The sequence below is a fragment of the Pseudomonas sp. FBCC-B1667 genome, assembly GCF_059133255.1.
Genome location: NZ_CP101437.1, coordinates 2,487,328 through 2,498,848 on the forward strand (window position 1 = coordinate 2,487,328; position 11,521 = coordinate 2,498,848).

The 11,521-nt window shown below is 54.7% G+C and carries 13 protein-coding genes and 2 pseudogenes; 8 read left to right on the plus strand and 7 right to left on the minus strand.

Going from position 1 to position 11,521, the window contains the following annotated elements; all coding sequences use genetic code 11:
* Positions 1 to 66: 66 nt before the first annotated feature.
* The 4 genes and pseudogenes from NL116_RS11200 to NL116_RS11215 all read right to left on the minus strand — a co-directional run bounded on the left by NL116_RS11200 (position 67) and on the right by NL116_RS11215 (position 2,932).
* Complete coding sequence (locus NL116_RS11200; protein WP_494377198.1) at positions 67 to 606, minus strand: cytochrome P460 family protein; 540 nt, start codon at positions 604 to 606, stop codon at positions 67 to 69.
* Between the two features lie 133 nt (positions 607 to 739).
* Positions 740 to 1,477 carry an alpha/beta fold hydrolase gene (locus NL116_RS11205; RefSeq protein WP_494378041.1) on the minus strand — a complete coding sequence of 246 codons (738 nt, stop codon included), beginning with the start codon at positions 1,475 to 1,477 and terminating at the stop codon, positions 740 to 742.
* Positions 1,478 to 1,713: 236 nt separating this feature from the next.
* Positions 1,714 to 1,969: pseudogene (locus tag NL116_RS11210) on the minus strand (TSUP family transporter); the annotation flags it as partial.
* Between the two features lie 57 nt (positions 1,970 to 2,026).
* Positions 2,027 to 2,932, minus strand: a complete 906-nt coding sequence (locus NL116_RS11215; RefSeq protein ID WP_494378042.1) for an AraC family transcriptional regulator — start codon at positions 2,930 to 2,932, stop codon at positions 2,027 to 2,029.
* Positions 2,933 to 3,041: 109 nt separating this feature from the next.
* On the opposite strand from NL116_RS11215, the gene NL116_RS11220 reads away from it, so the two are divergent.
* Both NL116_RS11220 and rclC read left to right on the plus strand, forming a co-directional pair.
* Positions 3,042 to 3,383 carry a carboxymuconolactone decarboxylase family protein gene (locus NL116_RS11220; protein WP_494377199.1) on the plus strand — a complete coding sequence of 114 codons (342 nt, stop codon included), beginning with the start codon at positions 3,042 to 3,044 and terminating at the stop codon, positions 3,381 to 3,383.
* Between the two features lie 164 nt (positions 3,384 to 3,547).
* Positions 3,548 to 4,123, plus strand: a complete 576-nt coding sequence (gene rclC, locus NL116_RS11225) for a reactive chlorine resistance membrane protein RclC (protein WP_494377200.1) — start codon at positions 3,548 to 3,550, stop codon at positions 4,121 to 4,123.
* Between the two features lie 99 nt (positions 4,124 to 4,222).
* On the opposite strand, the gene gorA is transcribed toward rclC, so the two are convergent.
* Both gorA and NL116_RS11235 read right to left on the minus strand, forming a co-directional pair.
* Positions 4,223 to 5,584 carry a glutathione-disulfide reductase gene (gorA, locus tag NL116_RS11230; protein ID WP_494377201.1) on the minus strand — a complete coding sequence of 454 codons (1,362 nt, stop codon included), beginning with the start codon at positions 5,582 to 5,584 and terminating at the stop codon, positions 4,223 to 4,225.
* A gap of 46 nt (positions 5,585 to 5,630) precedes the next feature.
* Positions 5,631 to 5,864, minus strand: coding sequence for a hypothetical protein (locus tag NL116_RS11235; protein ID WP_494377202.1), 234 nt, complete (start codon positions 5,862 to 5,864; stop codon positions 5,631 to 5,633).
* A 750-nt stretch (positions 5,865 to 6,614) separates the two neighbouring features.
* On the opposite strand from NL116_RS11235, the gene NL116_RS11240 reads away from it, so the two are divergent.
* The 3 genes from NL116_RS11240 (at position 6,615) to NL116_RS11250 (ending at position 9,281) form a co-directional block, all read left to right on the plus strand.
* The gene (locus NL116_RS11240; RefSeq protein ID WP_494377203.1) at positions 6,615 to 7,244 is read left to right on the plus strand and encodes a glutathione S-transferase family protein; all 630 of its coding nucleotides are present in this window, start codon (positions 6,615 to 6,617) and stop codon (positions 7,242 to 7,244) included.
* 205 nt (positions 7,245 to 7,449) lie between these two features.
* The gene (locus NL116_RS11245; RefSeq protein ID WP_494377204.1) at positions 7,450 to 8,370 is read left to right on the plus strand and encodes a LysR family transcriptional regulator; all 921 of its coding nucleotides are present in this window, start codon (positions 7,450 to 7,452) and stop codon (positions 8,368 to 8,370) included.
* Positions 8,370 to 9,281 carry a LysR family transcriptional regulator gene (locus NL116_RS11250; RefSeq protein ID WP_494377205.1) on the plus strand — a complete coding sequence of 304 codons (912 nt, stop codon included), beginning with the start codon at positions 8,370 to 8,372 and terminating at the stop codon, positions 9,279 to 9,281. The genes NL116_RS11245 and NL116_RS11250 overlap by 1 nt, the downstream gene beginning before the upstream one ends.
* Positions 9,282 to 9,295: 14 nt before the next feature.
* Here NL116_RS11250 and NL116_RS11255 read toward each other — a convergent pair.
* Positions 9,296 to 9,451 (minus strand): annotated as a pseudogene (locus NL116_RS11255) (alpha/beta hydrolase); the annotation flags it as partial.
* Between the two features lie 127 nt (positions 9,452 to 9,578).
* Between NL116_RS11255 and NL116_RS11260 the strand changes: the two are divergent.
* The 3 genes from NL116_RS11260 to NL116_RS11270 are packed head-to-tail and all read left to right on the plus strand — an operon-like array spanning position 9,579 to position 11,505.
* Positions 9,579 to 10,202, plus strand: a complete 624-nt coding sequence (locus tag NL116_RS11260) for a DJ-1/PfpI family protein (RefSeq protein ID WP_494377206.1) — start codon at positions 9,579 to 9,581, stop codon at positions 10,200 to 10,202.
* 44 nt (positions 10,203 to 10,246) lie between these two features.
* The gene (locus NL116_RS11265) at positions 10,247 to 10,792 is read left to right on the plus strand and encodes a cysteine hydrolase family protein (RefSeq protein WP_494377207.1); all 546 of its coding nucleotides are present in this window, start codon (positions 10,247 to 10,249) and stop codon (positions 10,790 to 10,792) included.
* Between the two features lie 32 nt (positions 10,793 to 10,824).
* Positions 10,825 to 11,505 carry a glutathione S-transferase family protein gene (locus NL116_RS11270; protein WP_494377208.1) on the plus strand — a complete coding sequence of 227 codons (681 nt, stop codon included), beginning with the start codon at positions 10,825 to 10,827 and terminating at the stop codon, positions 11,503 to 11,505.
* Positions 11,506 to 11,521: the final 16 nt, after the last annotated feature.

Below are 11,521 nucleotides of genomic sequence, written 5' to 3' on the forward strand. Positions count from 1 at the left end.
CATTGAGCAATTCTCGCATCGGTGAACGCCAGTCCCCAGTGAAGATTGCTAACGAATCTTGGCCCGTTATTCTGAGTACTTTGTGAAGATCAGGTCTGTCGCAGGGGGCAGTTTCGTATGGCAGGCGAAGCAGCTATTTATGATCTTTTCACTGGGATTGGGCTTGCCGTTTTCAAACTGCCCATAACCCCATCCGCCTGTATTGGCGTAGCGCTTGGAGTCTTTGACTTCGATCTGTACGTTCGTGGGATCCCCCGCGATAAAAGACTGGTCCCGACCAAACACAGCATTGTTTTGCGCGGAGGATTCATATTTATAAGCGAGCCGAGCGATGATCGTGCCATCTGGAAATGGAAGTGTCCCATCCCTGAACGCTTTCATAGCGACGTCATTTCCCAGAATTACCCGGATGTCAGGTTTATCACCTTCTTCATGAGCAATGCTGACAAATTGCCAGTTTCTGTAGCCCGGTGGGAGTGTCACGCCGAATACGGGTGATCCTTCTGCGACGGGGCCGGGGGTTGAATCAGCGTCGGCAGCAACCGAAAAAAACAGCCCGTAGAGAAAACTGGCGGTCACGGTCAGCACGAGCCATTTTGAAGTCATCACACATTCTCCAACGATGAGTTACGCAGTGTTGTCGATTACGTTGTCGACGGCCTGCAAGAGCATCCGGCCTTTCGGCCGGATACTGATTGAACGAATGCCGCGACCGCACATTGACGGCTGCAAGCAGTCGTCATTTGGCGGTGGCAGCCGTTTCAATCAGGCTGGCAACAACCTTCGGATTGGATACCATCACGACGTGGGAAGCGCCTTTGACCGCCACAGTCTTTCTGGCATGCGCACGTTCAGCCATGAACGCCTGGGCTTGCGCAGGAATGTTCTTGTCCTTGTCACCGTAAACGAACCATGAAGGAATGGTTTTCCACGCCGGTTCGCTCGACTTTTCGTTCAGCGCCGCTGCGGTCACAGGGCGTTGGGTCGCCGCCATAACCTTGGCGTCGGCGTTCGACACGTCCGCGGCGAATTGATCGTGGAACTTGTCCTGTTGGATGTAGAGGTCCTTGCCACCGTCGGCTAACTCAACCGGTGGCGCCAACGTTGGGCCAAGTGTGTTGCCTGGGAAGCGACCTGCCAGGTCTGCGGTGGACTCGCCCGCATCGGGCGCAATAGCAGCGACGTAAACCAGGGCTTTGACGTTGGCATTTCCATAAGCAGCTTCGCTGATGACCGGGCCGCCATAAGAGTGCCCGACCAGTACAACTGGCGTCTTGATGCTCGCCAACACATCAGCTACCGACTGTGCGTCGCCCTTGAGCGAGCGAAGTGGGTTGGAGGCGGCGATCACTGGATAGCCGTCCTTTTCCAGAATCTTGACCACGCCGTTCCAACTGCTGGAGTCGGCGAAGGCACCGTGCACTAACACCACGGTCGGTTTGACCGGAGCAGCGAGCACAGAGGTCGCACTGACCATTGCCGCCGCGAGGGTCAGACCTGCGAATAACTTGTTCATCGAGCATTCCTGTATGTGAAGAGAATTGACGCAGTGAGGTCAATTTGAAACTGGCTGCAAATCGATCAGCTGCGTGGATCATGGTCTGCTTGAGGTGAGCATGTGAGAACGACCAGAAAGCACAATCTACTGTTTCATTGTGTGGAATGGTTGCGGGGTTCACCGAGGCCCGCGAGTGGCGGCAGAGCAGACAGGAGCATCATGTAGCTGATGGTGCCCGCTACCGCTGTTGGAACCGCACCGGCGCGATGATGGGTGCGTACGGACAGGGTCGTTGTAAATATGATGGTTGCAAGTGAAGTGCCCACCGCGAGATGAGTCAGCACCGAGCTGTCAAAGCCCTGGAGGGTGAAGCTGAACACGAGCACCGGGACGATAATGAGGCCGCCGCCGACCCCAAACAAACCAGCCAATACTCCGGCACATGAGAGCCAGATAGAGCAGAAATTCCACGGTAATCTGCGCAGACCATGGCCTGTTGCTGACGCGGCGATTGCGCTGTCGGAGACACTAAATTCCGCGTCGCACTCTCCCTGGCGCCTCTCCATAAATCTCTTTGAATTTCTTGCTGAATGCCGCGTGAGATTGATACCCGACCTGGGCCGCAATATCACTCAATCCCAGGTGTGAATGACTCAAGAGGCTGAAGGCCAACTCCATTCGGACTTGCGTCAACAACACCCACGGCGATACGCCAGCTACCCGAACGAATGCCCGCATAAAGGTCGCGCGCGACATGCTCGCGGTTTCGGCCAAGCCTTCAATTGTCCACTCGTGAGCCGGGTCAGCCAACATCGCCTGCCAAGCGCGGCCTAAGCGTCTATCGCTGAGCAAGGCCAGCGTACCGCTATCTTGTCCATGGCTGGCCAAGTGCGCGCGAAGGATCAAAGTGAACAACGCTTGAGAAAAAGTATCGAGCAAAAACCTCGCGCCGACCTGGTCGCCGTCTGCTTCACCACGCAACAGCTCGACTAGCGCCGCTAAGGGGCCGTTGGCGGGTAGGGCGCCGCTAGGGATCACCAGAAACTCAGGGAGGGCTGCAAACAACAGTGAAGCTCGGTTGTAGTGAAAACCACCACAAAGCATATCCAGATCTTTGCTGACGCCACCGATGCGGTGTATCGGTATTACCCCGCCAGAGACAAGTTTCGGCGCGACTGGCTCAACGGTTTTTCCAGGGCTATGCATGACATGCGGCGCTCCACGTGGCAGCAGCAATATGTCACCGGCTCGCATTGGCAGGCGCTGACCCTGCGCAAACTCCACCCGGCATTCACCTTCCAGCACAATGTGGTAAGGCGCCTTTCCCAGGACTTCCTGTTCGTGATCACGAGCCCAGTCCCCCTGAAACTGACATCGCAGATCGAGACTCCCTCGAACGTTTGCCAAGCTTATGAGCTTATCGATTGAATTCATTTGAGAGCTTCGCAGAAAAAACTGAGCGGATTGAACAAACTCAAATCGCGCCGTAAGGGAAAACTGAGCGTGTAGAAACAGTACACCAACCTGCTCAGGAGTTAATGCAATGTTCAGTAACTGGTCCGAATTGTTGCCCACCATCCAGAAAGCCTTTGGCGCACTGGGCAAGAGCAATCCCAAAATGGTCAAGGCTTACATGGCCCTTGGGGAAGCCGCTGCCGAAAATGATGTGCTGGATGTCAAAACACGCGAGTTGATCTCGATTGCTGTTGCCCTCACTACGCGATGCGACGGTTGTATCGCCGCACACACGAATGCAGCGATCAAGGCAGGTGCGAGCCGCGAGGAGGTCGCTGCGACGTTGGCTACGGCAATTTCGATGAACGCTGGCGCCGCCTACATCTATTCGCTGCGCACGCTAGAAGCGTATGACACGCTGAAAAACTGAGCGGCTATATCATTCCTCCGAGGCCTCGGCACTGTGAAGTTTCGAGGCTTTTTTATGCCTTCAAAACCTTGAGACGATCAAGCAATAACTTGAGCACGGCGCACAAAAGTGCCGGCGGAAAACGTCCCAGACTGGCTCCGCATTCAATTATTCGGAGAAGTCTCATGCTTACCTCATTCACTGGCTGGCTACGGTTCATCAGTAAAGTTGACACATTAGGTACATCACTCATGCGACTGGCAATCGCTGTGGTTTTCCTTTGGATCGGTTTCCTCAAATTCATCCCTTACGAGGCAGATAGCATCACACCGTTTGTTGCCAACAGCCCGTTCATGTCGTTCTTCTATGAGCACCCGCAGGCATACAAAGCGCACCTCACCCATGAAGGTGAACTGAATGCTGACAAGCGTGCCTGGCAGACAGCCAACAACACTTATGGCTTTTCTACCGGCCTGGGCGTTGTCGAAATCCTGATTGGATTGTTGGTGCTGTCCAACCCGATCTCACGTCGTACGGGGTTGCTCGGTGGTGCGATGGCCTTCGGTACGCCACTGGTGACGTTGACCTTTCTGATCACCACACCTGAAGCCTGGGTTGGTGCGCTCGGCGATGGTCAGCATGGTTTTCCCTATCTGTCCGGTGCCGGTCGCCTGGTACTTAAGGACGTCATGATGCTGGCCGGCTCTCTTCCTGTGATGGCGGACTCGGCCCGACAATTACTCCGCGAACGTCGCGTTTAGTTACGGATACCTCCCAGCCTCGTGCCCGGAGCGACAGCGACTGCGCTGTTGGCGGTCGCTGAAGTTGTGACTGGCGCCTTACCGATCAAGCACCCGCTGTCAGCTACCGGCGACAGGTGTACGCAAGGTTACAAACTCTTCTGCCGAAGTAGGGTGCACACCGATGGTGTCATCGAACAAGCGCTTGGTCGCACCTGCCTTCAGAGCGATTGCCAGCCCTTGAATGATGTCCCCGGCGTCCGGACCGACCATGTGCGCGCCCAATACTCGATCAGTACGTGCATCCACCACCAGCTTCATCAGCGTCTGCTCGGATGACTCCGTGAGGGTCAATTTCATCGGCTTGAAGCGGCTCTCGAAGACGGTCACTTTGTGGCCATTCTCCAGCGCTTGCTCTTCCGTCAGTCCAACGGTGCCAATGCTTGGCTGACTAAATACGGCGGTAGGAATATGCCTGTAATCTACGGGGCGATATTGCTCGGGCTTGAACAGGCGACGCGCAACCGCCATACCTTCTGCCGTAGCTACCGGGGTCAATTGCACTCGGCCAATCACATCACCCAACGCCAGAATCGAAGGTTCACGCGTTTCATAGTTGTCATTGACGTCTATGTAACCCTTCTCATTGAGTTCGACGCGGGTATTTTCCAGGCCCAGGTTATCGAGCATTGGCCGCCGCCCGGTAGCGTAGAAAATACTGTCCGTTTCCAATTGGCTACCGTCGTGGAGCGTAGCCAGTAGACTGCCGTCCGATTGTTTGTCGATCCGGACGATACCCGTATTGAATTTCAGTTGCAGTCCGCGTTTGGTCAGTTCTTCCACCAGGTGGGTGCGAACTGATTGATCGAACCCGCGCAGGAACAGATCACCGCGATACAGAAGGCTCGTGTCGGCACCCAGTCCGTTGAAGATGCCGGCGAACTCGACCGCTATGTAACCGCCACCCACCACCAGCACACGCTTAGGCAGTTGCGGGAGAAAGAAGGCTTCATTGGAGGTGATGGCGTGCTCACGACCCGGGATATCCGGAATTTGCGGCCAGCCGCCGGTCGCAATCAAAATGCGTTCGGCACTGAAGGTCTGTCCATTGACTTCGACGTGGTTCGGATCGGTCAGGCGTGCGTGGCCTTCAAGTAACGTCACGCCACTGTTAATCAGCAACTTGCGATAAATGCCGTTGAGTCGCTCGATCTCGCGGTTCTTGTTGGCAATCAACTTTTCCCAGTCAAATTGTGCTTTGCCGGCAGTCCAGCCAAAGCCCTCGGCCTGTTCGAAGTCATCGGCAAAATGGGAACCGTAGACCAACAGTTTTTTCGGCACACAACCGACGTTGACGCAGGTACCGCCGAGGTAGCGGCTTTCGGCAACCGCTACTTTCGCGCCAAACCCTGCGGCAAAACGTGCAGCTCTTACACCACCGGAGCCCGCACCAATTACAAACAGATCAAAGTCGTAGGTCATGTCATTTCTCTACAAGGAGTGAACGGCTCTTGGCTGTCCGTCGTCATTAACGGGTAAGGTGTCGAAGCGTCAGCGCGCGCTTCAGTGAGGTGCGCAACTTCCGGAAAAGAACACTGCTGGCTGATTGCCGAGAGCAACTTTTCAGAGCTGAAAATTCGAAATCGCGGGCAAGCGCTCCCATCAGTTGGGGGAGCAGAAAGCCGCTTTCGTGCTCACTTTGCGACATGACCGAATAGTCCGGCCATGAGCTGCTTTTGTTGGAGTGATTGAAATCAACCATGTGAAGACTCCCAAGATGAAGAACGCTGCAATGACCGGAAACGGTTAGTTGCTTCTGGCACCAGTCTCGCCATCAAGGGGTGATTAGAGAATGGGCAAGGATGTCATGACTTAATTGTGCTGGATGAAACAATGGGGTCAGAGCGTCGACTGAAGCTGGGACCGCAACCCCACCCAGTCATGCCATGCGTGACTTGTCCCTAGACTCCACTCGGTCATTGCCATTCGTCTGCCGGCAAGCTTGCGCAGATGGTCAAACGTCGTCAGCTGCGAGCCTTCGCGGAACACGTGTTTGCAATCAACGGCTTTGCTGATTGGTGGTCCCGCATCCAGGCATTGCCCAGCTTCAAATCCACCCCGCCGCAATAGTTTCGTTGCAGATCGTGCCCAGTACGCCAAGACATTTTCTCTCAGGTTCCGACGCGACACCTGGGCAGGCGGACAGGCTTGAATCTGACGCTTGAAACGTCTTTTTTTGTCACTGATCTTGCTGCTGGCTATCGGCGTAAAAAATGGTTGGTGTTTAACTCAGCCCGTGTGATGGAGGTCAACTCGGTTAATGCATTGAGCTTGATGCTGGGGAAAGGACGTGGACCCGTAAACCCGTCATTCAGCAAGCTGGTATTCATCATTTCAGCCTGCGGAATGCTGGATTGTAAAAGCTGGTCATTCCTGTGTTTGAGAGGGGAGGAGAAGATACCTCCCTCGACGCGATAACCGGGTCGAACTCAAACAACAATCGGAGTACGTCATGTCCCAGCAAGCGATCAAACTTTATCGTCACCCTTTGTCCGGTCACGCTCACCGTGTCGAATTAATGTTGTCCCTGCTTGGCTTACCAACCGAACTTGTTTTTGTAGACTTGATGAAAGGCGCGCACAAAACCCCTGAGTTTTTGGCTCGCAACAGTTTTGGGCAAGTGCCGGTGATTGATGACAACGGCACCGTCCTGGCGGACTCCAACGCAATTCTGGTTTACCTCGCCGCCAAATACGGTAAAGGGCAATGGTTGCCAAGCGATCCAGTCGATCAAGCCAAGGTTCAACGTTGGCTGTCAGTGGCCGCCGGTCCGATCAATTCCGGCCCTGCCACTGCCCGGTTGATCACCGTTTTCGGAGCAGGTTATGACGCTGAAGAGGCCATCAAGCGTTCTCATGCCTTGCTTAAAGTCATGGAAGAAGAGCTGGGGCGGAGCATGTTTCTGGCTGGCGATAAGCCAACCATCGCTGATGTTGCCGCTTACACCTATGTGTCCCATGCACCGGAAGGTAATGTCGCACTCACTGACTACCCAAATGTCCGCGCCTGGCTGAGCCGTATCGAAGGTCTGCCGAACTTCGTTGGCATGCAACGCACCGCGAAGGGCCTGCAAGAAGCGTGATTCAAAACAAAGGGGCTTGCCGAAATGACTTCCGGCAGGCCCCTTTTTTATTTTTTCCGCAGTTTTTCCTGCGAATAGCATTTTTTTGCAAAAACCTCGGGCCGATAACGTGCGAAAGACGCTATCGCCAACAATACTGGCAGATTGAGCTGTAAGCGTTCGCAATCACATACCTCGTTGTTCTTTGATCAAGAGAGGGTCGCCCATGGATCGCTTTCATGAGATGCAGATTTTTATGGCGGTAGCCGAGGAGGAAGGTTTTGCCGCCGCGGCGCGTCGGTTGAATATCTCACCTCCCAGCGTGACCCGTGCAATCGCCGCGATGGAAGAGCGAATCGGCACCCAACTCCTTTCCCGAACGACCCGCAGCTTGCACCTGACTGAAGCAGGGCAACGCTATCTGGAAGATTGTCGACGGATACTGAACGAAGTCGATGAAGCAGAGGAGGCCGCCGCCGACAGCTACTCGATACCGCGCGGGCACTTGACTGTGACCGCTCCGGTTATGTTTGGTGAGTTGTATATAGCGCCACTGTTGGCGGAGTACCTGGATCAGTTTCCCTCTGTGCATCTCAATGCGTTGCTGGTCGACCGCGTAGTGAGCATGGCCGACGAAGGCGTTGACGTGGCAATACGCATCGGGCATTTGCATGAGAACAATCAGCACGCCATCAAAGTCGGTGAAGTGCGACAGGTAATATGTGCCGCACCTGCTTATTTTGAGCAGTACGGTAGGCCGCAGCACCCTGGAGAGTTGAGTACAGCCAACATTGTCATGTCGTCCGCCAGTCACTTATTGAGCGATTGGCAATTTGTGAATGATGGCAATGCACTGAGCTTTCGTTTTGAACCACGTTTGGTGGTAACCGCGAATCAGGCAGCCATTAATATTGCTTGTCTGGGCTGGGGGCTCACTCGTGTCTTGTCCTACCAGATAGCCGGTCATGTTGCTAATGGCGGGCTGGAGGTGGTGCTCCAGGAGTTTGAGCCACCCGCGCTACCAATCCAGGTGGTTTACCAAAAAAACAATCGAGTGCCCGCGAAGGTTCGTACGTTTGTTAATTTCCTCGCGGACCGACTTGGCCAGGATGCCGCCCTGAAGCCCGTTGTGAAGAGCGCAGACTGATGGATCGCTACCATGAGATGCAAATGTTTGAGGCATTGTCCGAACGTCCCAGCCTCGCCTCGGCAGCACGTCGTCTTCATGTATCCGGTCCTACGGTCGTTCGTGCCATTGCTCGGCTGGAGGCGCGGCTGGGTGTAGCGTTGTTGGTGCGTAGTACGCGTGGGGTGGCGTTGACCGAGGCCGGTGCAGCTTTCATGGTGGATTGTTCGCGCATTCTCAAGGGGATTGAGGAGGCTGAAGCTTCTGCCAAGGGGCTGCATGTCGAAGCTCAAGGCAATCTGAAAGTGATGCTGCCATTGCTTTTCAGCCGGTATGTCATGACATCGATCTTGGCAAATTACATGAGCATGTATCCGGCGGTCAGGGTATTCGCCCAATACCATGATGGGTTTCCGAACATGAATGAGGATGGGCTGGACGTCGCGGTGCTGGTGGGTAACTTGCCAAATTCGTCGTTGATTGCGCGGCCTGTCGGTCATGTGCGTTCAATCGTATGTGGCAGTCCTGCCTACCTTGCAAGACAGGGTGAACCACAAGTACCTGAGGACCTCAGGCATCATCGATTGGTTGCCACGCACGCTTATCGAGACAAGGTTCAGTGGGACTTTCAACAGGAGGGAGCGCTCAATCCCATCAAGGCTCGTACGCGGTTGAGTTGTGCCACCGTGCAGGCAGCCATCGATGCGACAGCCCACGGTGCAGGCCTGACGCGCTGCCTCAGTTATCCGCTGTACGACTATTTGAATAGCGGGCAATTGCGTCGTGTTTTACAACCCTATGAGTTACCCGCGTTGCCCGTGCATGTGGTCTACCGCGAGGGGCGCAAAGCATCGATGCGGGTGCGCAGCTTTGTTGATTTCATCGTCGACAGCCTCCGCGAGCATCCGGCCATGCGCGCGGATGCTCCCTGAGTTAATTTCTCTGGTTACTTTGCGGTAGCTGCCGTTTCAATCCGGCTGGCAACGGCTTTCGGATTGGACACCATCACCACGTGGGACGTGTCTTTGGCCACATCGGTCTTTTAGGCGTGCGCGCGCTCAGCCATAAACGCCTGTGCCTGTGCGGGAATGTTCTTGTCTTTATGAGCATTTCAGTGAGCGAAACAGTGGATTGTTTTTTTTGGTCGTTCTCCGAATAGCGGTTAAAGCGGAGCATGCACCCACACACTCAGGCAGATATTCACACCCGCCGATGGAGGCTATTTCCAGATGAAACGCGTGCTTATGTTGTTAGCCAATGGCGTTGAGCCTCTCGAAATGGCGGCCTTTACCGATGTACTCGGCTGGGCCGATTTAATCGGTGATGACTCTATTGAATTGGTCAACGCCGGCCTTCGTAGAAAAATCGTTACCACGTTTGGGCTCACCTTGAATCCCAGCTTCTTACTGAATGAACTGGATTTGAGCAGCTTTGATGCCTTGGCGTTACCCGGTGGTTTTGAACCCGCTGGTTTTTACGAGGAAGCACTAAGCGAACCCTTTCTGGACACCATCCGCCACTTTGTCGAGGCCGGCAAACCAGTGGCCAGTGTCTGTGTGTCTTCGGTATGCCTGGGCGTCGCCGGAGTATTGCGGGGCAGGAATGCCACGACCTACCACCAAGAAGGTGGAAAACGAAAAAGTCAGCTGCTTGAGACCGGTGCTCATTTCGTGGACCGGCCGTTGATCGTCGATAACAACATCATCACCTCAAGCGGGCCTGGCACGGCTACCGAAGTCGCTTTTCTGCTGCTGGAGAAACTGACCAGCGCTGAAAACTCTGCGCATGTCCGCAAAAAAATGCGCTTTGCGACCCCGTCCCAAGCATGGTTCGAGACACCCCAAGTACCCTGATTCGACCCCTTCACTCGGTACTCATCATCTATCCAGGTAACTGTATGACTGGCACTGCACTCATCGTCGTTGACATCCAAAATGACTATTTTTCTGGCGGTAAATGGGAACTTGATGCTACCGACGCAGCCGCTGACAATGCTGCTCGTGTGATCGGTGCGGCACGTGAACGGGGGGATTTAGTCGTCCATATCCGTCACGAAACGTTAGCCCCCAATGCGCCATTTTTTGTCCCGGGTACCGAAGGTGCGCAGTTGCACGAGAAAGTGCGCAACCTCGCGGACGAGTTGGTCATCGTTAAACACTTCATGAACCCGTACCGCGAAACTGAACTGCTTCATGTGCTTGAACACAACGAGATCGAACGGGTCACGGTGGTCGGAAACATGAGTCACATGTGCATTGATGCTGTCACTCGCGCGTCTGACGACTTCGGTTTCGAGACGACAGTTATTCACGATGCCTGCACGACTCACGACCTGGAGTTCAATCACGTCAAGGTGCCTGCACGTCTGGTGCATGCGGCTTTCATGGCGGCCCTGCAATTTGGCTACGCCAAGGTGCTAAGTGCAGATGAGTATCTGGCCTAGTTTTTTCGCTGTTTTGCCCAGAGGTTCAACAAATGTCCAATCTCTCCAGCGCTGTGGATTACTACTACTGGCCAACGCCCAACGGGCAGAAAGTCGCCATCTTTCTTGAAGAGTCGGGACTGCCTTACACCGCGCACCCCATCAACATCAGCAAGGGTGAACAGTTTTCTGCCGAGTACACGCGCCTTTCGCCAAATCAGCGCATCCCAGCTATCGTCGATAGCGAGGCTGGCGCGTCGGTTTTTGAGTCGGGTGCCATTTTGTTGTACCTGGCACAACGGCACAGGCAATTTATCCCGGCTGATAACCGAGAGGCGGCTGAAGTCCTGCAGTGGCTGTTCTGGCAGGCGGCGAATTTGGGCCCGATCCTGGGGCAGACCGTGTTCTTCCTGAATTTTGCCTCCGAACATGTCCCGCTCGCCGTGGCGAGATTCAGTAAGGAGACGGAGCGCCTTTACGGGGTGTTGGAGAAACAGCTGACTGAGCAACCGTACATCGCCGGCGAGTATTCGATAGCCGACATGGCGATTTACCCTTGGGTGCTTCAGTACGACAAACAGGGAATAACACTCGATGGATACCCGCACATAGCCGCGTGGTTAGCCAAGATAAGTGAGCGCCCGGCCGTGATTCGTGCCTACGCTAAAGGGGAGTCAATTCGTCCCTCGGGACAAACCGAGCAAGACAGGAAAAAGCTCTATGAGCTTCCTTAGCTCATTCGTTGTTGTT